The 24,964-nt window shown below is 60.1% G+C and carries 26 protein-coding genes; 17 read left to right on the top strand and 9 right to left on the bottom strand.

Translation table 11 applies throughout. The annotated features are described in order from the left end of the window. Window positions 1-23: 23 nt before the first annotated feature. The 4 genes from NUH88_RS19185 to NUH88_RS19200 all read left to right on the top strand — a co-directional run bounded on the left by NUH88_RS19185 (window position 24) and on the right by NUH88_RS19200 (window position 3,336). Window positions 24-854 carry a transporter substrate-binding domain-containing protein gene (locus NUH88_RS19185; RefSeq protein WP_257768226.1) on the top strand — a complete coding sequence of 277 codons (831 nt, stop codon included), beginning with the start codon at window positions 24-26 and terminating at the stop codon, window positions 852-854. A 69-nt stretch (window positions 855-923) separates the two neighbouring features. Next, on the top strand, window positions 924-1,679 hold the full coding sequence (locus NUH88_RS19190; RefSeq protein WP_257768227.1) for an amino acid ABC transporter permease: 756 nt from the start codon (window positions 924-926) through the stop codon (window positions 1,677-1,679). Beyond that, window positions 1,676-2,566, top strand: a complete 891-nt coding sequence (locus NUH88_RS19195) for an amino acid ABC transporter permease (protein WP_257768228.1) — start codon at window positions 1,676-1,678, stop codon at window positions 2,564-2,566. Before NUH88_RS19190 ends, NUH88_RS19195 begins: the two co-directional genes overlap by 4 nt. A gap of 14 nt (window positions 2,567-2,580) precedes the next feature. Continuing rightward, on the top strand, window positions 2,581-3,336 hold the full coding sequence (locus tag NUH88_RS19200) for an amino acid ABC transporter ATP-binding protein (RefSeq protein WP_308220074.1): 756 nt from the start codon (window positions 2,581-2,583) through the stop codon (window positions 3,334-3,336). Window positions 3,337-3,343: 7 nt separating this feature from the next. On the opposite strand, the gene NUH88_RS19205 is transcribed toward NUH88_RS19200, so the two are convergent. Further along, window positions 3,344-4,216 (bottom strand): LysR family transcriptional regulator, encoded by an 873-nt coding sequence (locus NUH88_RS19205; protein WP_257768229.1) that lies wholly within the window; start codon window positions 4,214-4,216, stop codon window positions 3,344-3,346. Window positions 4,217-4,319: 103 nt separating this feature from the next. Between NUH88_RS19205 and NUH88_RS19210 the strand changes: the two genes are divergently transcribed. Continuing rightward, window positions 4,320-4,790, top strand: a complete 471-nt coding sequence (locus NUH88_RS19210; protein WP_257768230.1) for a c-type cytochrome — start codon at window positions 4,320-4,322, stop codon at window positions 4,788-4,790. 62 nt (window positions 4,791-4,852) lie between these two features. Continuing rightward, the gene (locus tag NUH88_RS19215; RefSeq protein WP_257768231.1) at window positions 4,853-5,767 is read left to right on the top strand and encodes a cytochrome c; all 915 of its coding nucleotides are present in this window, start codon (window positions 4,853-4,855) and stop codon (window positions 5,765-5,767) included. Window positions 5,768-5,803: 36 nt separating this feature from the next. On the opposite strand, the gene NUH88_RS19220 is transcribed toward NUH88_RS19215, so the two are convergent. Together NUH88_RS19220 and NUH88_RS19225 are read right to left on the bottom strand one after the other, a co-directional pair. Beyond that, complete coding sequence (locus tag NUH88_RS19220) at window positions 5,804-7,855, bottom strand: methyl-accepting chemotaxis protein (RefSeq protein ID WP_257768232.1); 2,052 nt, start codon at window positions 7,853-7,855, stop codon at window positions 5,804-5,806. 530 nt (window positions 7,856-8,385) lie between these two features. Beyond that, complete coding sequence (locus NUH88_RS19225; protein WP_257768233.1) at window positions 8,386-8,814, bottom strand: Hsp20/alpha crystallin family protein; 429 nt, start codon at window positions 8,812-8,814, stop codon at window positions 8,386-8,388. Between the two features lie 270 nt (window positions 8,815-9,084). Here NUH88_RS19225 and NUH88_RS19230 point away from each other — a divergent pair, with 270 nt between their 5' ends. The 3 genes from NUH88_RS19230 (at window position 9,085) to NUH88_RS19240 (ending at window position 12,617) form a co-directional block, all read left to right on the top strand. Further along, on the top strand, window positions 9,085-10,260 hold the full coding sequence (locus tag NUH88_RS19230; RefSeq protein WP_257768235.1) for a M20 aminoacylase family protein: 1,176 nt from the start codon (window positions 9,085-9,087) through the stop codon (window positions 10,258-10,260). A gap of 189 nt (window positions 10,261-10,449) precedes the next feature. Next, window positions 10,450-11,304, top strand: a complete 855-nt coding sequence (locus tag NUH88_RS19235; RefSeq protein ID WP_257768237.1) for an FkbM family methyltransferase — start codon at window positions 10,450-10,452, stop codon at window positions 11,302-11,304. A gap of 89 nt (window positions 11,305-11,393) precedes the next feature. Further along, window positions 11,394-12,617: an aminotransferase-like domain-containing protein gene (locus tag NUH88_RS19240; protein ID WP_257768239.1), complete on the top strand. Its 1,224-nt coding sequence runs from the start codon at window positions 11,394-11,396 to the stop codon at window positions 12,615-12,617. Here the strand turns inward: NUH88_RS19240 and NUH88_RS19245 are convergent. The 4 genes from NUH88_RS19245 to NUH88_RS19260 all read right to left on the bottom strand — a co-directional run bounded on the left by NUH88_RS19245 (window position 12,614) and on the right by NUH88_RS19260 (window position 15,129). Further along, a complete protein-coding gene (locus NUH88_RS19245; RefSeq protein ID WP_257768241.1) occupies window positions 12,614-13,723 on the bottom strand; it encodes a pyridoxal phosphate-dependent aminotransferase in 1,110 nt (369 codons plus the stop codon). The genes NUH88_RS19240 and NUH88_RS19245 overlap by 4 nt on opposite strands. A 112-nt stretch (window positions 13,724-13,835) precedes the next feature. Next, complete coding sequence (locus NUH88_RS19250; protein WP_257768242.1) at window positions 13,836-14,342, bottom strand: SRPBCC family protein; 507 nt, start codon at window positions 14,340-14,342, stop codon at window positions 13,836-13,838. After that, on the bottom strand, window positions 14,339-14,653 hold the full coding sequence (locus NUH88_RS19255; RefSeq protein WP_257768244.1) for an ArsR/SmtB family transcription factor: 315 nt from the start codon (window positions 14,651-14,653) through the stop codon (window positions 14,339-14,341). Before NUH88_RS19255 ends, NUH88_RS19250 begins: the two co-directional genes overlap by 4 nt. A 95-nt stretch (window positions 14,654-14,748) precedes the next feature. Next, on the bottom strand, window positions 14,749-15,129 hold the full coding sequence (locus NUH88_RS19260) for a hypothetical protein (RefSeq protein ID WP_257768246.1): 381 nt from the start codon (window positions 15,127-15,129) through the stop codon (window positions 14,749-14,751). Between the two features lie 222 nt (window positions 15,130-15,351). Between NUH88_RS19260 and NUH88_RS19265 the strand changes: the two genes are divergently transcribed. The 4 genes from NUH88_RS19265 to NUH88_RS19280 all read left to right on the top strand — a co-directional run bounded on the left by NUH88_RS19265 (window position 15,352) and on the right by NUH88_RS19280 (window position 20,814). Continuing rightward, window positions 15,352-15,996 carry a TetR/AcrR family transcriptional regulator gene (locus tag NUH88_RS19265; RefSeq protein WP_257768248.1) on the top strand — a complete coding sequence of 215 codons (645 nt, stop codon included), beginning with the start codon at window positions 15,352-15,354 and terminating at the stop codon, window positions 15,994-15,996. Between the two features lie 138 nt (window positions 15,997-16,134). Next, on the top strand, window positions 16,135-17,451 hold the full coding sequence (locus NUH88_RS19270; RefSeq protein WP_257768249.1) for an MFS transporter: 1,317 nt from the start codon (window positions 16,135-16,137) through the stop codon (window positions 17,449-17,451). A 12-nt stretch (window positions 17,452-17,463) separates the two neighbouring features. Next, window positions 17,464-19,680, top strand: a complete 2,217-nt coding sequence (locus tag NUH88_RS19275) for a TonB-dependent receptor (RefSeq protein WP_257768250.1) — start codon at window positions 17,464-17,466, stop codon at window positions 19,678-19,680. 162 nt (window positions 19,681-19,842) lie between these two features. Further along, on the top strand, window positions 19,843-20,814 hold the full coding sequence (locus tag NUH88_RS19280; RefSeq protein ID WP_257768251.1) for an MBL fold metallo-hydrolase: 972 nt from the start codon (window positions 19,843-19,845) through the stop codon (window positions 20,812-20,814). Window positions 20,815-20,873: 59 nt separating this feature from the next. Here the strand turns inward: NUH88_RS19280 and NUH88_RS19285 are convergent, their stop codons facing one another. Continuing rightward, entirely contained in the window at window positions 20,874-21,383 is a 510-nt protein-coding gene (locus NUH88_RS19285; protein ID WP_257768253.1) for a PAS domain-containing protein, read from the bottom strand. A gap of 241 nt (window positions 21,384-21,624) precedes the next feature. Here NUH88_RS19285 and NUH88_RS19290 point away from each other — a divergent pair, with 241 nt between their 5' ends. From NUH88_RS19290 to NUH88_RS19305, 4 genes are all read left to right on the top strand, one after another. Further along, the gene (locus NUH88_RS19290; RefSeq protein ID WP_257768254.1) at window positions 21,625-22,098 is read left to right on the top strand and encodes a YHS domain-containing (seleno)protein; all 474 of its coding nucleotides are present in this window, start codon (window positions 21,625-21,627) and stop codon (window positions 22,096-22,098) included. A 1-nt stretch (window position 22,099) separates the two neighbouring features. Next, window positions 22,100-23,068, top strand: a complete 969-nt coding sequence (locus tag NUH88_RS19295) for an NAD(P)-dependent oxidoreductase (protein ID WP_257772266.1) — start codon at window positions 22,100-22,102, stop codon at window positions 23,066-23,068. Between the two features lie 174 nt (window positions 23,069-23,242). Continuing rightward, window positions 23,243-23,827 carry a PAS domain-containing protein gene (locus tag NUH88_RS19300; protein WP_257768255.1) on the top strand — a complete coding sequence of 195 codons (585 nt, stop codon included), beginning with the start codon at window positions 23,243-23,245 and terminating at the stop codon, window positions 23,825-23,827. 114 nt (window positions 23,828-23,941) lie between these two features. After that, window positions 23,942-24,307 (top strand): response regulator, encoded by a 366-nt coding sequence (locus NUH88_RS19305; protein WP_257768257.1) that lies wholly within the window; start codon window positions 23,942-23,944, stop codon window positions 24,305-24,307. Between the two features lie 19 nt (window positions 24,308-24,326). On the opposite strand, the gene NUH88_RS19310 is transcribed toward NUH88_RS19305, so the two are convergent. Then, complete coding sequence (locus tag NUH88_RS19310) at window positions 24,327-24,962, bottom strand: class I SAM-dependent methyltransferase (protein ID WP_257768259.1); 636 nt, start codon at window positions 24,960-24,962, stop codon at window positions 24,327-24,329. Window positions 24,963-24,964: the final 2 nt, after the last annotated feature.

A 24,964-nucleotide genomic window follows, 5' to 3' on the forward strand; every position in this document is an offset into this window, starting at 1 on the left:
GGCGTCAAACAGGAGATTCTCAGATGAAGAAAGTTCTCGCGCTTTCGGCCGCGATGCTTATGGCTTCGGCCAGCATCGCAACGGCCGCGCAATGCACCAACGACACCTGGAAGAAGGTCATGAGCCGCGGCAAGATGGTCGTCGGCGTCAAGGCCGACTACAAGCCGTGGGGCTTCCGGGACGAGTCCGGCAATCTCGTCGGCATGGAAATCGACATGGCGAAGGCTGCCGCGGACGCGATGGGCGTCGAGGTCGAGCTGGTGCCGGTACAGTCCTCGAACCGCATGCAGTTTCTTGAGCAGGGCAAGATCGACCTGATGATCGCGACCATGTCCGACCGTCCGGACCGTCGCAAGATCGTCGGCATCGTGCAGCCCAACTACTACACCTCCGGAACCAACGTCATGTCGCCGAAGGCGCTCGGTCTGACCAAGTGGGAAGATCTCCGCGACAAGCCGGTCTGCGGCAAGCAGGGCGCGTTCTACAACAAGATCGTGACCGAGCGGTACGGTGCCAAGGTCATCGCCTTCACCGGCAACGCCGAAGCCAAGCAAGCCCTCCGCGACAAGAAGTGTATCGCATGGGTCTATGACGATTCCTCGATCGGTTCCGATCTCTCCTCGGGAAATTGGGACGATTTCGAGATGCCGCTCAGCTCCGAGGACGACAATCCCTGGGGCCTCGCTGTGCCGCTTGCCGAGAAGGATTGCGTCTTCGGCAATTTCATGTCCGGCCTCAGCTACAACTGGCTGCAGAACGGCCAGCTGATCGAGTGGGAAAAGAAGTGGGGCATCAAGGCGACCTCCTTCCTCGCCGACAAGAAAGAGCGTTTCAAAGACTGGCTCGACAAGTAAGTCTCTGATCTTCCAATCATTGGAGGCGCCGCTCCGGTGGCGCCTCCTTCAGTATTTGGGCCGGACGGGATGATCGAGTTCATTCGCCAGTTCTTCCTCGATCTTTACGAGGTGGCGCCGCGCTGGAATTTCATCTTCTTTCACGATCCCACCCAGTGGGAGCGGGTCGTTGAGGGATTCTGGGTGACGCTTCAGCTATCGGTCGCCTGCGTGATCTTCAGCGTGCTGATCGGGATTGTCGGCGCCTGGGCGCAAGGCTCGCCGAACCGCATTCTGCGCTCCGTCGTGCAGGGTTATATCCAGTTCTTCCGCAACACGCCGCCCTTCGTACAGCTGCTCTTCTTCTATTTCGCCCTCGGACAGTTCACGCCGACCTACTCGCCGGACGGCTGGCTCGAGGTGCCGATCATTTCCAATGTCGGCTGGGCCATCATCTCCCTCAGCTTCTTCGCCGGAGCATTCAACGTGGAGATCTTCCGGTCCGGGATCGAGGCGGTCCCGGGGTCGACCCGCGAGGCCGCGGAGGCGCTCGGTTTCAGCCGCCTTCAGACCTATATCTACATCGTCTTTCCGCTGGCTTTCCGCGTCAGCCTGCCGGCACTGAACAACAATCTCGTGAACCTGGTGAAGACCACGACCCAGGCGCTCGCCATTGCGGTTCCGGAGCTGCTCTATCAGTTCGTCGGCATCTGGAACGACTATCCCTCGGCGATGTACCCGTCGCTGACCATGGTGTTCGTGATCTATATCGGGCTTGTCGGCATCCTGGTCTTCTCCATGCACCGCTGGGAAAAGGCGATGCGCATTCCGGGATACGGACAATGAGCGCGCGGGGCATTCCGGGCATCGCCCGGCCGGCGACGACCGACCTGCCGGTCCTGTTGCCGATCGATCCTGTGAAAGCGAGCGGGCCGGATCCTTATCTTCTGACCCGATGGCTCGCCAATATTCCGCTCTGGGTTCCGGCTTTGCTCGCCCTCGTGGTCGGGCTCTGGCCACTTGCCGCTCAGGCGGCTTTCACGACGGGCGACGCCTTCAGCACGCTCTACCGCTGGCTCTGGTTCCTGACGACGAAGGGCTTCCTCTTCAACGTGCTGATCTCCTTTTTCGCGATGGCGATCGGAACGGTGCTTGGCGCGGTGCTGGGACTGGCGCAGATATCGCTCAATCCGGGCGTGAGGATGGCTGCGAAATTCATCACCCAGACCTTCCGCAACTCGCCCTGGCTGGTGCTGCTCTATATCGTGCTGCTGGCCTTCCCCTTCGAGATCGTGATCGGCGATCTGATCATCCCGGTTCCGGACTGGATGAAGGCCGTTATCGGTCTCAGCCTGCCGATCATGGCGAATATCGCGGAGATCGTGCGCGGCGCCGTGCAGTCGGTACCGACCGCGCAGTGGGAAGCGTCCGAATCCCTTGCTTTCACTCGCACGCAGACGCTTTGGCGCATCATCCTGCCGCAATGTTTCAAGCGGATGATCCCGCCGTGGATGAACTGGTACGCCATCCTGACCATGGCGACACCGCTCTGCTCGCTGCTCGGTGTCGAGGAACTGCTCACCCTGACGCGTCAGGCAATGGAGTCCGCCGGAAACCAGCCGGAACTCCTGGTGCCGTTCTACGGTTTCGCGCTGCTGATTTTCTTTGCCTACTGCTATCCGATCGCCCGCCTGACGGTCCGCCTAGAGCGGCGGTTCGCGGTCAAGCTCTGAGGGAGGCCGATCTCATGACGACGGCGACATGGACCCCCGACCAGCCAATGGTCAGCGCCAAGGACGTGCACAAGTCTTTCGGCGACGTGGAGGTGCTGAAAGGCATCTCGATGGACGTGATGAAAGGCGAGTGCGTCTGCATCATCGGCCCGTCGGGCTCCGGTAAATCCACTTTCATACGCTGCATCAACGCGCTGAACGACATCCAGCAGGGCTCGATCACGGTCGAGGGGCAGGAGGTCAATGACCCGAAGCTGGACAAGCTGGAGCTGCGCAAGAAAGTCGGCATGGTCTTCCAGCAGTACAATCTCTTCCCGCACAAGACCGCGCTCGAGAACATCATGATGGCGCCGGTCCTGGTCCTGAAACAGGACAAGGAGGAGGTCGAGGCCCGGGCGCGCGATCTGATCCGCAAGGTCCGGCTTGAGGGCAAGGAGGACAGCTATCCGGGCGAGCTCTCCGGCGGCCAGCAGCAGCGCGTCGCGATTGCCCGTTCGCTCGCCATGCATCCCGACGTCATGCTGTTCGACGAGGTGACGGCGGCACTCGATCCGGAAACGGTGAAGGAAGTGCTTGTGACGATCCGCGAGCTGGCGGAAGAGGGGATGACCTGCATTCTCGTCACCCACGAGATGGGCTTCGCCCGCGAGGTCGCGAACCACATCTATTTCACCGACCGCGGGGTCATCGTCGAACACGGTCCGCCGTCGACCTTCTTCTCCGAGGCTAAGGACCCGCGGACGAAAGAGTTCCTGAGTCAGATCCTTTAGGGGCTCTTCAGGCCAGAAATTCGGCCCCGGCCGCGATTGCGTCCGCGAGGAAGGTCATCATGGTGGCCACTCGTTCGGTTTTCATAAGATCCGGGTGTGTGGCAACCCATAGGTCGAATTCCAGTAGGTCCGGAAAGGCCGGCGCAGGCACGAGTTTGGGGCTGCTGCGGCCGACGAAGGCGGGCAGCATCGCAATGCCGAGACCGGCCTCCGCGAGGCGTGAGAGGGTGAGGAAGCTGTCGGCGGAAAGATGGACCGCGCTGCCGATCTGCCGGTCCTGCCAATCCCGTATCGGGCTCCTCGGAAGGTTGATCGCGAGCCAGCGGTGTTGTTGCGGGTCCGTGTCCGGGGTGGCGGTGAGATAGTCCGGATGGGCGAAGACCGCAAAACCCATCGTACAGATTTTCGTTCCGACGAGGCCCTCGGGAAGGGCGGCGGTCGGGCGTAGCGTGATCTCGGCGTCGGGGCGCGCCATGTCCACATGCCGGTTCGAGATCATCAGGTCGACGCTGAGTTTCGGGTGCAGCCGGGCGAGGTCGCCGAGGATGCGGGGCAACAGCAGGTCGGCGATGGAATCCGTGGTGGTCAGCCGGATTGTCCCTTCCAGTCCCTTGCCGAGCGTCGGTATCACGCGCTCGATGCGCTCTGCGGTCCGCCCCATGCTCTCGATCGCGGCCAGCATTTCCCGCATTTCGCTTTTGACCCGGTAACCGCCCGGCGGGCGGTCGAACAGGGCTTGGCCAATATCTTCCTCGAAAGCGGTGATGCGGCGGAGGACCGTGGCGTGATTGACGCCGAGCGCGCGGGCCGCGGCGGAGAGCGATCCGTGCTCCGCGACCGCGAGAACATATTGCAGATCGTCCCAGCGTATATTGTGCATCACCGCACACTTTTCGGTGAAGTATTAGGGAATGTACAGAAATTTACGCGGCGCTAGCCTATAAGAACAATCAATAAAAAACACCTGATACGGGAGAGTGAAAATGCGGAAAGTCTCAATCGCATTGGCCGGTGCCGCTATTGCCGCGACCTTGGCCGGAACCTCCGCCTTGGCGGACGGTCATCTCGAAAAAGCCGTCGAAGCGCGTAATGCCCAGATGAAGCTCTATGCCTGGAATCTCGGCATGCTCGGCGGGATGGCGAAAGGCAGCGTCGAGTACGATGCAAAAAAAGCAAAGCAGGCGGCGGACAATCTCCATGCGCTTTCCAGCCTGAGCCAGCAAGGCATGTGGCCCGAAGGTTCGGACAATTTCGCGATGGAAGGCAAAACCCGAGCGCTGCCGGAAATCTGGACGACCTATCCGGCGATCTCCGAGAAAGGCAAAGCGCTGACGGACGCTGCGGGCGCCCTCGCGCAGGTCGCCGGTAACGGTCTCGACGCGTTGAAGGCCGGGATCGGAGATGTCGGCAAGTCCTGCGGCGGTTGCCACAAGCAGTTCCGCGCTCCGAAATAGACCGAACGGACCCTTGTGGCGGCGGCGCTCGCGCCGTCGCCGCGGGGCCACAGGAGAAAGATTTGACGGGTCCGATGCGCCGGATATCGATAGGCATCGTCGTACTGGGGCTGGCCGCGGCGGTTGCGGCGTGGTTCCTGTCCGCGCCGAAGCAGATCGGTGCGGCGGACTTGCCGGCCGGGAAAGGAGATCCGGAGCGCGGTGCAACGTTGTTTGCCATTGGCGGCTGCGTTTCCTGTCACGCGCCGGAAGGCGCGAAAGGCACGGACAAGCTCGTTCTCGCCGGCGGGCGGGCCTTCAAGACAGAGTTCGGGACATTCTATGCTCCGAATATCTCGCCGGACCCTGACGCCGGGATCGGGCGATGGGAGCCGGTCGACTTCGTGAATGCGATGAAGTACGGCACCTCGCCGGACGGCGGGCATTTCTACCCCGCCTTTCCCTATACCTCCTATGCCCGGATGCAGGTCGAGGATCTGCTGGATCTCTGGGCCTATCTGACGGTGTTGCCGGCATCAGATCGGGCGAACCGGCCGCACGATATCGGGTTCCCTTTCTCGATAAGGCGTGCCGTCGGCTTCTGGAAATTGCTTTATCTCGCCCCCGAGCCGGTCGTGCCGGTCGGTGAAGATCTGGAGCGGGGCCGTTATCTCGTCGAAGGACCGGGCCATTGCGGCGAGTGCCACACGCCGCGCTCTCCGATCGGAGGGCCTGACCTGGCGCGTTGGCTCGGCGGCGGGCCGAACCCGGACGGACCAGGCACGATCCCGAACCTGACGCCGGGCGGCGAGACGATCTCGGGTTGGTCCGAGGCGGATATCGCGGAATATCTGAAATCGGGCTTCACACCGGATTTCGATACGGCGGGCGGCTCGATGGCGGACGTCGTGGAGAACACGTCTCAGCTTGACGACGATGACCGTCTTGCCATCGCCCGCTATCTGAAAGCGCTGCCGGCGGTCGGCGCGGCCGAGTAGCAATCGGCCGTGCCGATATGTTGGTGCCGCGATTGTTCAGGCGGCGGCAGCCATATCGCCCCAATTTCGAATGGCGTCGCGGATTTCGTCCGTCATGTCGATGAATTCCGCGGCGAATCCTTTCACGCGTTTGCGTTGCCGGACGATCTTGGCCTGAACGGTTCCCAGCCCCATGAGATCGACCGCGAAGGTCGTACCGACAGGCGCTTGGTGTTCGGTGCCGATCTCGAGACCGGTCTCGGAGATATCGCTGATTTCGCACATATGCCAAGCGCCAGCGAGTTCGATCCGCGAACTTGCCATAACGGTCCGGCGTTCCGCCTCACGCCGGTTCCCGGCAGCGGATTCCCGCAGGATCACCGTTAGGCGTTCCTGGAGCTGCTCCATTTGCTGGGCAATCGTGACTGCGGAGGTGCTGACCTCTCGGGACATGGCGCCATTCTGTTCGGCGGCGTCGGCGACCGAAGATATCTTGGTGGAGACTTCCCGCGTTCCGGCTGCAGCTTCCTGAATGTTGCGGGCGATTTCGTCCGTCGTCTGGGTCTGTTGACCCATTGCACCGGCGATCTGGTCCGAGATTTCATTGATCTGCTCTACGGTCTCGGCGATCCGGCGCATGGCGGAAACCGCCTCCGTTGCAATCTCCTGAATGCTCCGCACTTGTCCCGAGATGTCTTCGGTGGCGCTGCCGGTCTGATTGGCGAGCGATTTGACTTCGCTGGCAACGACCGCGAAGCCCTTGCCGGCTTCGCCGGCACGGGCCGCCTCGATGGTCGCGTTTAGAGCAAGGAGGTTCGTTTGTTCGGCGATATCGGTGATCAGGCCGACGACCTGACCGATTTTGTCCGCGGCGTTGGCCAGTCCTTCCACGGTGCCATTTGTACGCTCGATATTGTCGGAGGCTTCGCGGGCGATACGCGTGGATTCCTCGATCTGTCGTCCGATTTCCTGGATCGATTGAGCCATCTCTTCCGAGGCTGCGGCGACGGTATTCACATTGACGTTCGCCTCCTCCGAGGCGGCCGCAACCGCGATGCTTTCTTCCTTCACGTTCTCGGAAGACGATGTCATCGAGGCGGAACGTTCTCTCATTTGGTCCATCTCGGCCGCGATGGCGGCAACCGCGGTCTGAAGCTCCTGTTCAAGCTGATCGCTGAGCGATCTCATGGCTTCCTGCAAGCGGCGCTGTTGCTCTTCCTGCTCGCGGTTCCGGGATTCCGTCATCTGTTCCAGCTCGATGCTGGCCTCCTTGAAGACGGACACGGCTTCCGCCATCCCGCCGATCTCGTCCCGTCGCCCGCGGGCCGGGACCTCGGCGCTGTAGTCTCCGGTGGAGAGCCTTGCCATTGCCGACGTGAGTTGCAGGATAGGCCGGGCGATCATTGCGCCGATGCCGATACCCGCGAGCAAGCCCCCGATCAGGCCAAGGACGGAGAGCGCGATGATGATCTTAAGGGCCGATTGTTCATGCGCCTCCGCAGTCAGCAGAGACTGTTGGGTGTAGTTCTCGATCTCCACGAGGATTTCTGCGAGTTCGTGGTCGAGCTTGGTTTCGAGGGTTTCCGTAAGCGCCGCCAGCTCCAGAGCCTTTGCGGCATCGTTTTGCCGATGCGCTTCAAACACCTGTTCCGCCAGTGCTTCGTACTCTGCATGGTGTTTTTCGGCAGCTTTTGTGCGCTCTGCGAGCATCCTGAACTCCGCGAGCGCGTCTGAATGTTTCAACTGCTCAGCCACTTGGATGGCGTGTTCGAGCTTCTCCGCGATATGGCGGAACGTCTCGTCCGCCTTACCGCTTTGTGTTTCGAACAGTTCTACCTGCTTCGCAAATGCGGACTCGTTGTCGCCGTCGCTTGCCCTGATGCCGGCAAACCGCATGGCTTTCTCGAAATGCACGGCCTGTTCCAGCTGGAGTACCGTGACCTCTGTCAGGCCGCGGGTCAGCGGCATGTCTTCTTCCGCAATCTCTTTCAGTTCGGCTCCGATCAAGTTCATGGAGAGGATCGCGTAGCCGAGTGCGATGAGTGGGAGTGGAAGGGTTACCAAGCAGACGCTGATGATCTTGGTTTTGATGGAAAGAGATGAGAACATTTTGTCCCGCCTTCCTTGCCGCATGCGACTCTTAGGGTGTGCGCTTAATCTGTAATTCTAGGTTTAGTCCAAAATTGCATGAATCATGATTTCGCTCAAAATCAACTTTAAATAGCATAAATAAAATAAGGGAAAGATGTAAAAGTATATTTAAATCAGATAATTAGCCATATTGAATACGTATAAGTGCCGCAATTATCTAGGCATATTTTCTTTATTTTGAAAACCAAAAATGGAGCGATTTCCATGGATTGTTCATTTGTTGTAAAAATACCAAGCAATTTGAATAAATAGCTAAATTCATCTCCGGTAATATTTTTTGGGTTTTTGTTGTCCGGCCTTATAAAAATTTCAGTAACGAATATTATGGATCATGTTTTGCGTGACGGATGAGTGATGCTGGCCTTCTGAAGGTTGTTTTCTTACCTCCGCGCTTGGCGCGCGGGCTCTCGCTCATACCGATGCATAAGGCCGTTAACCAAAGTCGCCTTGGCGGCATCCAATAGGGCGAGAGCCGTCGCCGATGCCTTCTAGCGGCGCTGGACCTTGATGCGCTTCGGGTTTGATTGTTCCGGCGAGATCTTTGCGATCAGGATCGTGAGAACGCCGTCCTCGTGATGGGCGGTCACCTTGTTACCGTCCGCATCCGGCGGCAACCGGAACACGCGACGATAGCTGCCGTACTGACGCTCGGAGAAGAAGTAGTTCCGGTCCTTTTCTTCCCGCGTGGAACGCTTTTCGGCGACGATCGTCAGGGTGCTGTCATGCAGCTCGATCGAGATATCGCTTTCCTTTACGCCAGGAAGTTCTATGGCGATCTCATAATATTCCGGCTTGGCCGAAGCTTCCGATGCCGGTGCCAGGAATTCGGCGATGCGCTCTCCAAACTGACGGACAGGGGCATAAAGCTGCGAGAGCCAATCAGGGGTGGGATTGGATTGTGAGACCTTTTCAACCATTTCCGCTCCTCCAACACAAAATCACTTGGGTTTAATGTCGTTTCATAGTCCTCTCGATGCCCGGGCAGAGCATTGACCTCTGTCAAATCTTGGACGGCGACGGTCTTTTTCCCGGCGGGAACCGCGTTGGCGCTTTTCGCCGGATGGCGGACTACGGTAAGAGTTATTCAGCCCACCACAACGCTCCGCCGATGCCGGGATTGGTCGGATACCGATCCGGCACCGGGTGAGCCCTCCGAGCGAACTCAAGTCAGAGAGGATTTCCTTGCCATGGCGATCAAGAACCGTATTGCCGAGTTTGAAGCCGAAATGCGTGAATGGCGGCATGATTTTCACATGTATCCCGAGCTTTGCTACGAGGAGACCCGCACGGCGGGCATCGTCGCCGAGAAGCTGCGCGCCTGGGGGATCGAGACTCACGAGGGGATCGGGAAGACCGGCGTGGTCGGTGTGATCCGGGGCAACGGTTCGGGTGATGGAGCTATCGGCATCCGCGCCGATATGGACGCCCTGCCGATGCAGGAAGTGTCCAATCCGGAATACAAGTCCAAGGTCGACGGAAAGATGCACGCCTGCGGCCATGACGGACATACTTCGGTGCTGCTCGGCGCAGCCAAATACCTTGCCGAGACACGGAACTTCGATGGCACCGTGCATCTCTTCTTCCAGCCTGCCGAGGAAGGCGGCGGGGGCGCCAAGGCGATGATCCAGGACGGTCTGTTCGACCGCTTCCCCTGCGATGCGGTCTATGGCCTGCATAACATGCCGCAGATCCCGAAGAACCAGTTCGCGATCCGCAAGGGCCCGCTGATGGCGGGTGCGGATTCCGTGACCATCACCATCAAGGCACGCGGGGGCCATGCCGCCATGCCGCACATGGCGATCGATCCGATCGCGATCGGGACGCAGATCTACCAGGCGGCCCAGACCTTCGTTTCCCGCTCGATCGATCCGTTCGAAAACGCGGTTGTTTCGATCACCCAGTTCCATGCCGGCACGGCCAATAACGTCATCCCGGGCGAAGCGATGCTGAATGCGTCTGTCCGGACCATGACCAAAGCGACGCAGACGCTGATCAAGGAGAAGTTCCAGAAGCTCTGCGAAGGGCTCGCGCATGCCAACGGTATCGAGATCGAATGCGTCTACAGGGAAGGCTATCCGGTCACGACGAACCACGACGCACAGGTCGAGCGTGTCGTCGCCGCCGCTGCGAGCGTGGTCGGTGCGGATGCGGTCGATACCGACACGGACGCCCTGATGGGGAGCGAGGATTTCTCCTACATGCTCGAAGAGCGTCCCGGTGCGTACATCTTCCTCGGCGGCGGTGACGAGACCCATACTCATTCGGTCCATCACCCGGAATACGACTTCAACGACGAGACCCTGACCACCGGCGCCAGCCTCTGGGCTGCGCTTGTGGAAGCGGAATTGCCGCGCGCAGGCTGAACGCGGGGCCTCGCTTACCGGTCTCTTTTGCGGGCTTGAAGCAGCGGTGCTGCCTCAGGCCCGCATGACGTTTGCAGGGACAGAATTTCGGGCCACGGCGAGGGACCGTGATTGAGCCTTGCGGTTGCCACCCGATTGTCGGAATGCGAGCCTTCAGAAGGCAATAAAACGAGTTCCGAGGATGAGGATATGAAGCACCCGAGGCCGTCGCTGACGGAGTTGCTCGATTTCAAGACCAGGATCAATGTGGTCGATATCGGAGCCAATCCGCATGGCGGAAGCGCATTGCCACCTTATCAGGGCATGCTTGAACGTGGGCTCGTTCATCTCGTCGGGTTCGAACCCAATCCTGAAGCACTTGCCCTTCTTGAAGCGGAGAAAAGCGTCGATGAGACCTATCTGCCGCATGCTGTCTTTGATGGAAGCGTGCAGACGCTGAATTTGTGTCATGCCTCCGGCATGACCTCGCTTTTCGAACCGAACGAGGCCGTTCTCAACGGCTTTCATGGTTTCAGCGAATGGGGAAAGGTCATCGGGCGAGAGGAGATCGAGACGGTCCGTCTGGACGACGTTTCCGAAATCGAGGAGCTCGATTTCCTTAAGATCGACATCCAGGGAGCCGAGCTCGAAGTTTTCCGGAACGGCACGGAGAAGCTCGCCGGCTGTCTCGTTATTCAAACCGAAGTCGAGTTTTTGGAGATGTATAGGGGGCAGCCGCTCTTCGCGGACGTCGATCAGTTCCTGCGCGGTCTCGGCTTCATGCTGCACCGCTTCGAGGATCTGACCAGCCGTGCCGTCAAACCGCTTGTCGTGAACAACGATCCCTATGCCGGCGTGGGGCAGGTGCTCTGGGCCGACGCCATCTATATTCGTGATTTCACCCGCTTCGCGGAACTCGGCGCGGGTAAGCTGCTGAAATTGGCGCTTATCCTGCACGATGTCTATGGTTCCTTCGATCTGGCGCTCCGAGCGTTATTGGTACGGGACGCCATGCTCGGGACGGATCTTGGGAAGTTGTATCTGGAAAAATTGTCGAACGGCTGATCAATAATCCATTGCCGTTGAGGCGCTTGTGGAACGCCAGCCTGCCGGTCACCCTTGAAGCGGGGACCAGTAGCCAATCGGGGACAGCAATGACATCGCCTAAATTCGATTTCGAGAACGTGATCAGGCCGGGACTTCCGGCTCCCGGCGGCCGGTGGAGCGGATTTCCGCCGTTTAACTTCGTTGGTGGACACAATGCGCCGGAGAGCATCCCGACCTCGGACCTGATCGCGGCGATGACGCGGGTCCTGGAGCGCGAGGGCGCGACACTCGCGACCTACAATCTGGAAAGCGGCGCGCAGGGATACCGCCCACTGCGCGAATTCGTGGCCGCTAAGCTCGGCCGCGATGCCGGCATGAAATGTACGGCGGACGACGTGCTGATGGTTTCGGGATCTCTGCAGGGGCTCGATCTGATCAACCAGGTGCTGCTCGCGCCCGGCGATACGGTGCTGATCGAGGCGGCGACCTATGGCGGGTGCCTGACCCGATACCAGCGCCTCGGGGTCACGGCGGTCGGGATCGGTCTCGACGAGCACGGCATGAAGATGGACGAGCTTGCCGCCACGCTGAAGTCGCTCGCGGACGAAGGCAATAAGCCGAAATATATCTACACCATCCCGACGGTGCAGAACCCGACCGCGTCCATCCTCCCGCTCGAACGGCGCCAGGAGCTGTTGCGCCTCGCGGCGGAGTACGACGTGCCGGTGGTTGAGGACGAGTGCTACTCCGACCTGATCTGGAGCGGCGAACGGCCTCCGGCGATGCATGCGCTGGACGAGAGCGGGCGCGTGATCTTCGTCGGCTCTTTCTCGAAATCCATTGCCCCGGCCCTCAGGGTCGGGTTCGTGGTTGCGCCCTGGGCCTTCATGTCACAGATGCTGCCGCTGAAGACGGATGCCGGATCCGGCGCGCTTGAGCAGATGGTGCTCGCGGAATACTGCCGGGAGCATTTCGAAAGCCATGTCGCGGCACTGAATAAGACGCTGAAACAGAAATGCGACGCGCTGGTCGAGGCGGTGGAAGCGAATTTCGGCACCGCTGCCGAATTCGAGCGCCCGCCGGGCGGGATCTTCCTTTGGGTGAAACTGCCGGCCGAGGTCGATACCTCGCGCCTTGCCAAAGAAGCCGCGAAGCACGGGATCGAGATCAATCCGGGCGCCGAATGGTCGATCGAGGGGCCGGACGCGAAGCGCGCTCTCAGGATCTGCTATGCCAACCCGCCGATCGAGACCATCCGCAAGGGCGTCGCCGCACTCGCGGAGGTTTGCCGGGAGGAATTCGGCGTGCCGAAGACGGTGGCGAACCGCTAGAGAGCGGATCCGAGAAAACGGTCGAGCGCGGCAAGGCCTTCAGGGAAGTTCCGGCGGCACATGCCGAAACGGACATGATCGTCGCCCGCGTCGAGGCAGAGGCTCGGCGCGAGCGCGATCGAGGCGTCGCGGATCAGTCTGTCACTCAGATCCTGCGTGCCTCCGGGGCCGAGCCAGCGCGGAAAGGCGACCGTGCCGGCGGCCGGTGGCGTCCAGGAAAAGAGATTGCCGTGGCGCGCGATGAAGCTGTCGGCCGCCTCGATGCTCGCCTCCAGGATCGCGCTGTTGCGGGCCAGAAGCGTGCCTTCATGTTTGAAGGCGAGCTCCGCCAGGAACGCCACGGGCGCGGGGACGTAGGCGTTGAAGAGATTCTTCACCGCTTTCACTTTGGCCATCGCCGCGCTGTCGCGGCCTGCGAGCCAGCCGAAGCGCAGGCTCGGGAGCCCGCATGTCTTGGAAAGGCCGTGCAGTGAAATCGCTTTCTCATAGCGGTCCGCGAGCTTCGGTACCGCGTTGCCGAGCGGAAGGCCGGCATAGATCTCGTCGGAGAAAAGCGGCGTTCCTGTCCGCTCCAGAAGCTGCAGAAAGGCGGCGGTGTAAGCCTCGTCGGGCAGGAAGCCGGTCGGGTTCTGCGGGAAGGTCGTGAGCACTGCCTTTGCCGGTTTCGAGAGAAGCGCTTCCAGCTCCTCCAGGTCCGGCACGAAATCCTTCTCGGGCCGTGCCGGCCAGGGAACGACCTCCGCGCCGCGCCAGGCGGGAAGCTCCATGTGGGGCGGGTAGCAAGGCGTCAGGACGATCACGCGATCGCCGGGTTCGACGAGCGCCGTGAAGAGCAGGGCCAGGCCTTCATCCAAACCGCTCGTTATGAGAACGTTATCGAAGGGGACGCTGGCGTACTTCCGTTTGATCGACGTGCGCAGGTCCGAGGGGCCGAAGCGTTCGGGATAGTCGAGATCGAGCGCGACGAAGCGTTCGGCCGCGCCGGGTTCCAGTGCCAGCAGTTCAGCCTGTCCGACAGGCTCCGAGGCGGAGGCGCTCAGCTTGTGGCGCGTGGCAATGGTTGCCGGATCGTCAAAGAACTCCTGAAGACCGCGCTGCTTCGTCACGTCACTCTCCGGCTTCGCACATCGTATGTCCCGAAGACCTGATAGCACCCTCGGAAAGCGACGACGAGACGAAGTTCGGAAAGGGGCTGATGCCCGCGTCCGGGAGGTACGGTCAGGCGGTTTCCAGCGGAGCCGTCTCCGTGGCGGTCTCTTCGACAAGGGCGCGGATCTTGCTGAAGGAGGCTTCCCATCCGCCGCCGATATTGGAGCGGGAGCCTTCGCTTTCGACGTGCCGGTGGACCAAGCGCATGAAGGTTTCTTCGCCATCGGCCTCGAATGTGAGCGTAACTTCAGAGGCCGGCGTGTCCTCGCCCCGGCCCGCTTCGGTCAGCTTGTGATGGCGCCACGAGAATACGAGGCGGCTCGGCGCCTCGACTTCGAGGTACTCGCCATGCAGGACATCGCGCGTGCCGTCCTTCTCCTCGAATGTGAAATGCCACGATCCGCCGGTTCGGAGATCGACCTTCGCGGTTTCGAGCATGTTGTCGCCGCCGAACCAGTTCAGGAGATCCTCCGGCGTGGTCCAGGCACGGAACAGGCGCTCGGGCGGGACTTTGAAGCGGCCTTCAACGACGACGGGATCGGCGCCACGCGGACTTTTCAGAAATGTGAGCGTCATTCTTCATTCTCCAGGTAGCGGGCGAGGCTGTCGAAATTAGCCTCCCAGAACTGTTTGTAGGCACCGAGCCAGTCGGCGGCCTGCTTCATCGGAGCCGCGCGGAGCGCGCAGTAGCGTGTGCGTCCCCGCTTGGTCACCGAGACGAGACCGGCATCTGTCAGCACGCGGACATGTTTAGAGACCGCTGTCTGGGACATGTCGAAGGGGGCGGCGATTTCGGAAAGGGCGGCCTCTCCGGAACAGAGTCGGGCGAGGATCGCCCGGCGCGTGTCGTCCGAGAGCGCCGCGAAGGTCTGGTCTAGGTCGGGCATCTGGAGCTCTTCTTTTTAATAAACCATTTGGTTAAGTATTAAAGGGTGCGCATTTTTAGTCAACCGATTGGTTCACAGAAATCGAGAAGTCGCGCTCAGCCGATGCGGAGATCGGGGAAGAAGCCTAAAATCACCGCCAGGATCATGAAGATCAGCGCGGAGAGCACGGAGTACTCGGCAAATTTGCGGTATGTCCGATGCAAGACGGATCCGATCAGCTGTTGCGCAATGCTCTTAGGCGGCCGGTCTTCCTTGGCGAGAATGATCCAGAGCTCGGTCTGGCGGTAGGGGCGGGAAGGCGCTTTCAACGAATAGTGAAACAGGATCGCGGCAACGATCAGGCAGAGGATGCATCCCGCCCGGGCGGCGATCACGGGCTCGTAACTGAGGCTCATGACAATGCAGACGATGGCGAGCGCGGCGAAGCCGGTCGCCCGCCCGACGGAGATGATTGCCGCGTTTTCGATCGCTTCCATTCGGCGTCTACAGAGCCGCTTTCAAACTTTTGACATCCAATGATGTAAGGCGACAGCAAGGGGCGGCAAATGATGCGCGGGCGAACCGGCCGCATCGCTATTGCGACTGTCGCGGGACGAAGGTGAGCAGTCTTTCTGCGTTAAAATGAGTAAAAGCTCGTATTCAAGTGGCCGGGAGAGCCGGTATCATCCCCACAACAATAAGAATGGGAGAGGTGTGGCATGCCGGTCGTAACGGACAAGGCCGTGTCCCAGCGCAAGGTCGCCAAGCAACGCCGGTCCAAGGCGAAACTCGAGCTGATTATGGACACCACGCTCAAACTGTTGAGTGAGGGGCCTGCGGACAGGATCACAACGAACGAGATCGCCCGCCGAGCGGGAATATCCGTCGGTTCGCTTTATCAGTATTTCCCGAAGAAGGAAGCGATCTACTACGAGTTGTTCCGGCGGTGGCTGGCAAGGACCCTTGAGGTTCTGGATAGTGTCGATGCCGATTTCAACGGTTCGGAAGATCTGCGGGATTGTGTCGATGCTATTTTCGAGCGGCTGTCAGGGGAGGGCGATCTCAATGCTCCCGGGCACTGGCAGCTCCGTAGGGCCATGGGGGGCTCGAAGGAACTTGCCGCCCTCGAAGCGCAGCATCTCGATCAGATCTTGCAGCGGCTGATCCGACTGCAGGAAAAATTCGGGAGAACCATTCCGGCGGATCTGGCGCATCCGCTCGCCTATCTGCAGAACCAGGTCAGCATTGCCTGCCTGAATGTTGCGGCCAATGCCAGCGACGGAGCCGAACGGGACCGGATTCTGGGATGGTGTCGAAAGACTCTCTATCTCGTCTACGATTTCGACTCGCTGTCTGCCGCGTAACTATCTGATTTTTCGTATTAAAAATATAAATATGAGCAAAAGCTCATTTTTATTGCGAATGAGTTTCATTTCGGTCTAGATAGCGGCGGTCTTGTGCGCCCGGTCGTTTCGCCGGAGCGCGGTCACGGATTGCTCGATATGTCGGACGGAATAGCGCTTCACCGAAAACGAGAGAGTGAGCTGGTTGTGGAAAGCCATGAGCGGCTGGACCGACGCGTCTGGCTGACCCTGCTCGGGCTTTACGTGGCGCAGGCGATTCCGGTCTATCTCGTTGCGGCGGCGATGCCGCCGATCTTCCGCTCGATGGGCGTCAACTTGGCCTCGATCGGCTCGATCGGCATCCTGATGCTGCCGTGGATCCTGAAATTCCTCTGGGCGCCTTATGTGGACCGTATCGGCTCGACCCGCTTCGGCCGGCGCCGGAGCTGGATCCTGCCCATGCAGCTCATTTCCGTCACGATCATACTGACCCTCAGCGCCGTCGAGCCGGCGGACAATCTGCGGATATTTTTTCCGCTTCTGATGTTGCTCGCCATCTGCGCCGCAACGCAGGACATCGCAACCGATGGCTATGCGGTGGAGCATCTGCCCCAGCGCCATCAGGCGCTGGGCAACGCCATTCAGGGCGGCAGCGTCGCCGCCGGGGTGCTGATCGGCGGCTCGCTTACGCTCTTCGTCTACGATCTCCAAGGGTGGAGCGTCGCCTTGCGCATTACCGCGGGGCTGTCGGCGCTATGCCTCCTGCCTGTTCTGCTCATTCCGGAGCGGCTTGGAGCAAGACGGGGAGAGGCTGTTCCCGCGAACGGACAGGATCCCCGTCCTTCGTTGCGCGCGTTCGTTAAGCGCCCGCACGCGCTCGCGCTCCTGTCTTTCGCCCTGGTTTTCCGATTGCCCGAGGGGCTGATCAAAGGGGTCGAACAGGCATTTCTTGTCGACCAGGGGCTGGGATTGTCCGAGATAGGTCTCGTGAGCGGTGGCGCGTCGGCCTGCGTCGGCCTTGGCGGATCGGCGTTGGCGGTGATCGCGATCCGGTCATGCGGATTGCGAGCGTTCTTCTGGACGATCGGAGCGGCAAGGGCCGTCTGCTTCCTCGGCTATGCCGCTTTAAGCTACGGTGTTCTGGATGGCGCTTTGGGAGGATATCCGGCGCTGATCGCGCTCTCGGTCGCCAATACCTTCATCCGCTACATGGAAATTGTCGGGCTATACACCGCCTTCATGCGGTTCAGCTCGCTGTCTCAGGCTGGAACCGATTTCACGTTCCTCTCCTGCGCCAATCTGTTCGTCTATATGTGCGGCAGCATCGCCGCCGGATTTATCGGTGAGGCCTTCGGTTACGGCCCGCTTTTCTCTCTCGCATTCGGTCTCTCGGTCGTCGGCATTCTCCTCGCGATGCGATGCCTTCCCGCCACCCTGACCGTGCGCACGTCTCAACCAGCCGAATTAACTCAATAACGGGAGGCCGTCTTGCCGCGCGCCGAAAAGCTCTTGCCTGTTTCGATCACCGCATTTGGGATCAAACGTCTACTTCTGTCCGCGACTTGCCTCGTGATGCTTCCGGTCCCGAATTCTCTGGCGCAGCAAGCGGGTAACGGTCCCGTCGTCTTGCAGCCGCTTGTCGTATCGGCGACCCGTTCGGAGGAGGCGATCGATTCAATCCCCGGCACGGTCCAGGTGATCGAAACTGACAAGATCGAAGAAGCGCTTGGAGCGGAAGGCAATCTTGGAAGCTTTCTCGGCAAATACGTCCCCGGCATTTCGCCCGGCAACGGCACTCTTGCGAGCAGCGGGCAGACGTTCCGCGGACGTTCCGTTCAGGTTCTGGTCAATGGCGCTCCGCAAAACATCTCTCTCAGGAACAATTCGCGCATCCTGAACCTGATCGATCCGTCATCAATCGAGCGGATCGAGGTCGTGGCCGGAGCAAGCAGCATCTATGGCGACGGTGCAACCGGCGGCATCGTCAATATCATCACCAAATCGGCTGCGCAGGAGGGGCTCAGCGGTTTCGTCTCAGAGGAGATTGCCTCGACGGAGCACGATCTGCTCGACGGTGCCCATACCGACACGAGCGGGCAAATCGCGTACGGCAAGGACCGCCTGAGCCTGCTCATGAACGGGCGTTTTCGGACGACGGGCGACATGTATGACGGCGCTGGCGAACGCATTCCCGAGGATCCGATGATCGGTCAGGGGGGCGGCAGCGGCATCCGCCAATACAATGTCTCCGGCCAAGGCCGCTACGAAGGCAATGGGTTCGACCTTGGGGTCTACGGATCGACCGTTTATCTGAAACAGGATATCGATTTCTATTCGAATTACCTGACGGATCCGGTCTCGTTTGATTCGACCGAACCCTATACCGGTCAGCCGGCGCTCGAGGATACGCAGAATGTCAGTGCGGATCTGAATGTCTACGAGACGCCGGTCGGCGACCTCCGCTTCCAGATCTACTATAACGATGCAGAGAAAAGGGCGAGCCGTGCCTTGCCGGACGCGCAAGTCAATCCCTTCGTCTATTCTGATCCGGGCGTGCTCCAGTCGGACGATGCCCAATCCGTGCTGCTGGCCGAACAGGCGGGCTTTCGCTCGACGGCCATCACCGATGTGGGAATGCTGCTCGACGGAGCCCAGCTCAACTGGGGTTTCGATTACGGATATAACGACGTCACGCAGACGCTCCTCGACGGCCGCGACATCATCGCGCCGATGGAACAGCATTCCTATGCAGGCTTCGCGCAGCTCAGCATTCCGGTGACCGATTTGATCGATGTCCGGGCCGGGGTGCGCCACGAGAGATTTGACCTCGAGATCGACGATTTCGTGCGCCCGGCGGCTAACTTCATCCGTCATCCGACAGACCCTTCCATCGGTGCCATTCCGTTTTCCGCCGCGGCCGTAACCGGAGCCAGCACGACCTTCGAGGCCACGGTGTTCAATATCGGCGCGGTGGCGCACGTGATGCCGAATCTGGATCTGTTCGGTAACTATTCCGAAGGCTACTCGGTTCCGGATGTTGGAGCCTTCACGCGCCGGGCGCTGGATCCGACCAATCCCTTCGAGACCAGTTTCGATTACTCCGAGATCGCTCCCGATGCTGCCGTCGTCGAGAATTACGAGGCCGGCGCCCGCTTTGGAACGGATCGCTTGTCTGTGTCCTTTTCCGCCTTTCTCAGCGAGTCGGACAAGGGAACGAATATCACGGCTGACGCATTGACCCTCAGTCAGAACAAGGAGCGGATATACGGCGCCGAGATGACCGTTGCCGGTCTGCTTACACCGGACTGGGATGCCGGAGCCTTGTTGAACTTCACGGAAGGCGAATGGGACCAGGACGGCGACGGCGATATTGACGACGATCTCCCGAACAGCCGGATCGGCGCGCCGTTCCGTGCCACCGTCTATTCAGGCTACAGGTTCGCGGAGGGTTTCCGACTCTACGGCGAGATGCTCTACACCTCCAGCCGTGAGGCTGACGACGGCGGGTCCGCACAGATGAAAGTCACGCCGACGACGACCTTCAACGCGCGCCTTACCTATGACGGCGGTTTCGGGAAACTCCATCTCGGCGTTGACAATATTCTCGATCGCGAACAGCTCAATCCGACCGCCAGTTCCGTGCGCAACACGCCGGTCGCGGCGGAAGGCCGCAGGTTTTATGTCGGCTTCAAAAAGGAGTTCTGAGGGGCCCCCGCGCGGGATGTGCTGGTTTCGGTGCGTGGAAAGTGGCGTACAACTTTGCCTCGATCGATGTTTCTCTCTGTAATCCGGATGCGTGCTGTGGAAGGCAATCCCCGACGGACGTTCTCCGGAGCATTACTGCACAGTCATTAATGGGAGGGTGGAATGTCGCTTGCGTTCAATCGGCTAGGCGGACTGTTTCTCGGACTCGCGGTTTTCTCGGCGACGGCGGCAGGTGCTCAGACCGTCAACGTCACGCCGCTCGGCAGCCATGACGGTGAGTTCTGCCGTTTCGATCGCGCCATGTTGTTCGAGGATCCGGACGGCACACGTATTCTCTACGACGCCGGACGTACCGTGGCCGGGCCGGCAGATCCGAGGCTCGGGAACGTCGACGCTCTGCTGGTCAGCCACATGCATGGCGATCATGTCGGCGACCGCCATATAGATGCGGTCAATGCCGGTGAGTGCGGTGCCCCGATGATGACCAAGGTCGTCGCGCCCAACACCAATTCGGTCAATATCGCGCTCGACAAGGGCGCCGCGATCGTGACCGGGAGCGAGATGCCGCGCTTCTTCGCCAGCAAGCTGAAGGCGCTCGGCGGCGATCCGAAAAAGTCACAGCTTGTGCGCTTCGGCGCGTCGCGCAAGGTCGGAGGCGTCACCGTAACGACAGTGCCGGCTGCGCATTCCAACGGTGTGGCCGGTGCATTCATAGGTGGCGAGCTCGGCAAACTCCTGAATGCGTCCGGACTGACCGCTTATGCGGGGCCGCCGACCGGATATGTCCTGACGTTCAGCAATGGACTGGTGGCCTATCTGTCCGGCGATACCGGCGTGACGGCCGAGCAGCAAACGGTCGTTGGCGAGCAGTACGGTGCGGAACTGGTCGTGATGAACATCGGCGACACCTATACGACCGGCCCGACGGAAGCGGCTTTCGTAGTCAACGAGCTGATCAAACCGGTATCGGTGATCCCGTCGCATGCAAACGAGGTCGGCACCAAGGGAGGCAAGGTCATTGCCGGCACGAAGACCGATACCTTCGTGAAGGCTGTCACTGTCCCCGCATACTTGCCGCTTAGTGGCAAGACTCTTGGCTTCGATGGGGCCGGAAAGTGCGTTTCGGGGTGCTAGGTAAATGATTTTGGCGGGGCGGCGCCCGGAGAGCCGGCCGCTCCCCGCACTTTTCATTTTCAGGGCTGTTGCGATGGCCGTTGCGACACGTTTCGCGAGACGTCCTTCGGAGCATAATTCGTGAAGCTGAATACGAGCACGATGCGCTCGACCCGTGCCGGTGTTCCGAAAGGCAGGACGAGCGCGCTGAAGAATTTCTCGATCTTCCGTGTCCACTCGGCCGATCCCGAGACAAAGTAAGCTCTTGCGTTGTTTCGGCACCAGATCAATCGCTCGTGCGCATCTGCCGTGCCGTCTATCTCACTCATCCTGAGACCGGTGAAATCCTGTCCCGTTGCTGCACGAACCCCGGTACCGGTGATCCGGACCTTGAAGTCGTCATCCTCAAGAGGTTCCAACACAGTCAGCACCGGCAGGGATTGGCGTGGAAATTCGACCGGGTCGAGGGCTGACTTTGGTGGAAGCAAGGCTTTTCCACGCGCCTTCAGCCAGTACTCGAACATGGCCTTCTGAGCGTCACTGCTCAGGGCATCGGACGCGATATCTTCGAATTGTTCCTGTACGGCCATGTTCCCTCTGACCATCGACTTGATACGCGTGTCGACCGTTCGCTCCGTTGCGTCGCAATTATCCTGGGGTCATTTTGATTCAATCTGGGCGATATTTCGATGCATGCGCGCACCGATGTATTCACGGGGCCGGTTTCGTTTGCGCGAACCTGTCGCGTCAATGTGACTTGGACTTGAAGGCGGACCGACGCAGATTTAGCCCGACATCGAGAATTCAATTACTGCGAGATTGGGAAAGGCCATGCCGCAATATCGCGTGCTGCGTTCTGTATTTATTGCATTTCTTCTGTTCACCGGCGGTGTGATGGCGAGCGCGGCTCCGTCGTCCGCGTCGGAGGATCCGGTCTACACCGGGTTTCTCTCTAATGTGGCTGTTGGGGGATACGACCCGGTCAGTTACTTCTCCGCGACGGGCCCGGTGAAAGGTTTGCCTGAGTTCAAATTGGACTACAAAGGCGCCGAATGGCACTTCGCCAATGCTGCGAATCGTGACGCGTTCCGGCAGCACCCGGAGCGCTACGCTCCGCAATATGGAGGGTATTGCGCCTGGGCCGTGGCGCAGGGAAAGACCGCGAAGGGAGATCCGCAAAACTGGAGGATCGTGAACGGGAAGCTCTACCTGAATTACAATTCGGACATCCAGACGAGGTGGGAGCAGGACATCCCCGGGTTTGTCGAGGCGGGGGACAGGAACTGGCCGCGCGTGCTTGAGTGATGTGCCGGATCGGCATCGTTCGCCGCCTCGCCTTGGGCACGGTGCTCCGCTAATCTCTCGAAAAACACGAAACGAGGGGGAAACGATGGCCGATCAAATCGGGATAGTGGGACTTGGAAATGCCGGGCTGGCCGTTGCTACGGCCTTGTCGAACCATGGCCCGGTCGCTGGATTCGACATGTCGCCGGAGCGCAGGAAGCTTGCCGGTGAAGCCGGAATCCGAGTTGAGGAGACCCTGGCCGGACTAGGGACGCCCTACTGTTCCGCAATTCTTCTCTCGCTCCCCAAACCCGAGGCGTCGCTCAATGTTGTCGAGGAAGTCTGCGGTTGGAACGAGCGCCCGGGACTGATCGTCGAGACAAGCACCGTGACGCCTGATACCGCCAAGCGCTCCGCAGCATTCTGTGCGGCGGAAGGGATCGCTTATGTCGATGCGGCCATCGCCGGCGGAGTTGCAAGCATGGCCGCCGGAGAGATTACGTTTTTTCTCGGCGGCGACGAGAACAGCAAGGCGGCCGCGAAACCGCTCCTCAACCGTATTGCCGCACAGATTTTCGATCTGGGCCCTGTCGGTGCCGGAATGGGGACGAAGGTTGTCAATAACGGCGTCATGCATGCCGTCATGATCGTTCTCATCGAGGCGTTCGCGATGGCGCGCAAACTCGATGTGCCGTCGGAGACGCTGATCCAGATTCTGAACCGGGAGGAAGGCCTGTTGCGTCCGCTCCTGCACCGGGTTGGCGAGCGGATGCGGGATGGTGATTATTCCGCCGGAATGTCGGTGAGCAATGCACGAAAAGACTCCGTTCTTGCCCTGGAGACCGCGCAGCAACTTGGCGTGCCGTTATTTGCAACGCTTGCTTCGCATACGCCCTACGAGATCGCGGAAAGCAAGGGGATGGGGAGCCAGGATTACGCCGCGCTCGCCAGGCTTTGGGAAGATTGGTGCGAGATAGATTTCAACCATTAGGCAGTTGCACTGAGGCCGCTTCCGAGGCGGCCGCTGCTCAGAACCTGATTCTTTCCGGCTTTTCTGGCGGGCTGTCGGGCGCCATGCTAGGACCGTCATGGTTAAAGCCGTTGGGCGTCCGTTAACCTGAAAATGGGGCGGGCCGTCCATGCTGGAATGGAGCGGCCCTATTCGATGATTCACGGAAGTTCGAGCTCGGTTGTAGATGTCGAGCTCGATGCGATCGCCAAGAAAATGCGCACCGATAGCCTCAAGGTTCTATTGAATCATTGGCGGGCGATCCGGGGCCCGCTTCTGATGCCGAGCCGCCGTCAGGTGGACCCGACGGAGTTCGCGAGTGTCCTGACGCGTGTGTGGCTTTGCGACTATGAAAGGGAAACCGACCGGTTCCGGTATCGCCTGACCGGTGAGAAGGTGGCCAAGAGATTTGGTCACAAGCTTTCCCGTCATTATCTCGATGACAATACGGACCCCGATTATTATCCACGCGTTCACCGATACTACCGCAATGTGGTCGATTTCGGGGCTGTGCTCTATATATACGGGCGCCTCTACGCGGAGACCGCCAATCCTATCCACGGTGAACGAATTCTTCTGCCCTTGTCGGAAGATAGCAGAACGGTTCAATCGATTCTCGGTGTGACGGCCGAAGTGCTGGCATCGAATGGAGACAGCGGCCGGTTTTTGCCTGAGTTTCAGAAGCATTCCTACATCACGCTTGAAACCGGTGCGGTGGTTGAAGAGACTCTCCCGGTGTGATCTGCTGATCCGCGCATTCTTCTAAGCGTTAACCCAGTTTTGATTTTTTTTGTTAATCTGAGGTGGCGTTCCGGTGATGTATTGGACCGGATGCCGTCAAGGAGTTTGGTCAAAATGCCTTCGATCCTGATCGTCGATGACGATAAACCGCTGCGCGATCTGCTGGCCACTGTCCTGCAAGAGCAAGGATATGATGTCGAGACGGCTGAGGAAGGTAACGCGGCTTTGACCTGGATGGAGAGTGCGGCGTTCGATCTGGTCATTTCAGACATCATCATGCCGGGCAAGGAGGGGATCGAGACGATCCGCGAGATCCGGTCGCTCTATCCGTCCGTTCTGATCATCGCCATGTCGACGGGAGGGTCGCTTGGCAATGCACAGATCCTTGAATATGCACGTATGATCGGGGCGCATGAGGCGATCCGCAAACCGGTCGAGATCCCTGTTCTGATAGACACCATTTCCCGGATGCTTCAGTAGGCGCGGTCGCTTCGGTGCGTCAGACCTGCCCCGTGCGCCGCAGACGAAACAGCTCCGCGTAATTCCCGGCCAACGCATGTGTGCGTACGTCGATCCCTGGCGATGCGGATCGCGCTTCGACCCATTTCCGGATTCCCGGACGATGCTCGACATGGAACCAGGACAGCCATGTAAAGAGTAGGCGGCGGAACCAGGCCGGCATGCCGCGCTGATCCCCGAAATCGACAATATGCAAGGTGCCGCCGGGCCGGAGTAGTTGCACCGCGCGTTCGAGCGCCGCGTCCCAGGGCGGGATCATGGAGAGGGAATAGGAGAAGACGATATGGTCGAACCCGTCCCCCTCATCGAAAGTTCCCTCCGGATCGAACTTCTCCGCGAATGCGAGTCCGAGCCGCACCCGGTCTTCGAGGCCCGCGCGCCGCAGCGAGGCTTCCGCGGTTTCCAGCATTTCCGCCGAGGCGTCGATGCCGAAATACCGGCAGCCCGGATAGCGCCGTGCCAGCTTGACGAGATTGCGCGCCGTGCCGCAGCCGATCTCGCAGACCGTCTGGCCGGGAGCGGCATCCAGTTCCCGGATCAGCCTGTCGCGCCCTAGTAGGTAGAATTTCCGCGTCAGATCGTAGAAGTGCCGTTGGACCCGGTAGATCCGGTCCATCT

The sequence above is a fragment of the Nisaea acidiphila genome, assembly GCF_024662015.1.
Lineage (GTDB): Bacteria > Pseudomonadota > Alphaproteobacteria > Thalassobaculales > Thalassobaculaceae > Nisaea > Nisaea acidiphila.

What these genes read in the sequence shown, in the direction of transcription:
- NUH88_RS19185 (WP_257768226.1), top strand. Translation starts at nt 24, where the DNA reads ATGAAGAAAGTTCTCGCGCTTTCGGCCGCGATGCTTATGGCTTCGGCC.
- NUH88_RS19190 (WP_257768227.1), top strand. Translation starts at nt 924, where the DNA reads ATGATCGAGTTCATTCGCCAGTTCTTCCTCGATCTTTACGAGGTGGCG.
- NUH88_RS19195 (WP_257768228.1), top strand. Translation starts at nt 1,676, where the DNA reads ATGAGCGCGCGGGGCATTCCGGGCATCGCCCGGCCGGCGACGACCGAC.
- NUH88_RS19200 (WP_308220074.1), top strand. Translation starts at nt 2,581, where the DNA reads ATGACGACGGCGACATGGACCCCCGACCAGCCAATGGTCAGCGCCAAG.
- NUH88_RS19205 (WP_257768229.1), bottom strand. Translation starts at nt 4,216, where the DNA reads ATGCACAATATACGCTGGGACGATCTGCAATATGTTCTCGCGGTCGCG.
- NUH88_RS19210 (WP_257768230.1), top strand. Translation starts at nt 4,320, where the DNA reads ATGCGGAAAGTCTCAATCGCATTGGCCGGTGCCGCTATTGCCGCGACC.
- NUH88_RS19220 (WP_257768232.1), bottom strand. Translation starts at nt 7,855, where the DNA reads ATGTTCTCATCTCTTTCCATCAAAACCAAGATCATCAGCGTCTGCTTG.
- NUH88_RS19225 (WP_257768233.1), bottom strand. Translation starts at nt 8,814, where the DNA reads ATGGTTGAAAAGGTCTCACAATCCAATCCCACCCCTGATTGGCTCTCG.
- NUH88_RS19230 (WP_257768235.1), top strand. Translation starts at nt 9,085, where the DNA reads ATGGCGATCAAGAACCGTATTGCCGAGTTTGAAGCCGAAATGCGTGAA.
- NUH88_RS19235 (WP_257768237.1), top strand. Translation starts at nt 10,450, where the DNA reads ATGAAGCACCCGAGGCCGTCGCTGACGGAGTTGCTCGATTTCAAGACC.
- NUH88_RS19240 (WP_257768239.1), top strand. Translation starts at nt 11,394, where the DNA reads ATGACATCGCCTAAATTCGATTTCGAGAACGTGATCAGGCCGGGACTT.
- NUH88_RS19250 (WP_257768242.1), bottom strand. Translation starts at nt 14,342, where the DNA reads ATGACGCTCACATTTCTGAAAAGTCCGCGTGGCGCCGATCCCGTCGTC.
- NUH88_RS19255 (WP_257768244.1), bottom strand. Translation starts at nt 14,653, where the DNA reads ATGCCCGACCTAGACCAGACCTTCGCGGCGCTCTCGGACGACACGCGC.
- NUH88_RS19260 (WP_257768246.1), bottom strand. Translation starts at nt 15,129, where the DNA reads ATGGAAGCGATCGAAAACGCGGCAATCATCTCCGTCGGGCGGGCGACC.
- NUH88_RS19265 (WP_257768248.1), top strand. Translation starts at nt 15,352, where the DNA reads ATGCCGGTCGTAACGGACAAGGCCGTGTCCCAGCGCAAGGTCGCCAAG.
- NUH88_RS19270 (WP_257768249.1), top strand. Translation starts at nt 16,135, where the DNA reads ATGTCGGACGGAATAGCGCTTCACCGAAAACGAGAGAGTGAGCTGGTT.
- NUH88_RS19280 (WP_257768251.1), top strand. Translation starts at nt 19,843, where the DNA reads ATGTCGCTTGCGTTCAATCGGCTAGGCGGACTGTTTCTCGGACTCGCG.
- NUH88_RS19285 (WP_257768253.1), bottom strand. Translation starts at nt 21,383, where the DNA reads ATGGCCGTACAGGAACAATTCGAAGATATCGCGTCCGATGCCCTGAGC.
- NUH88_RS19290 (WP_257768254.1), top strand. Translation starts at nt 21,625, where the DNA reads ATGCCGCAATATCGCGTGCTGCGTTCTGTATTTATTGCATTTCTTCTG.
- NUH88_RS19300 (WP_257768255.1), top strand. Translation starts at nt 23,243, where the DNA reads ATGATTCACGGAAGTTCGAGCTCGGTTGTAGATGTCGAGCTCGATGCG.
- NUH88_RS19305 (WP_257768257.1), top strand. Translation starts at nt 23,942, where the DNA reads ATGCCTTCGATCCTGATCGTCGATGACGATAAACCGCTGCGCGATCTG.
- NUH88_RS19310 (WP_257768259.1), bottom strand. Translation starts at nt 24,962, where the DNA reads ATGGACCGGATCTACCGGGTCCAACGGCACTTCTACGATCTGACGCGG.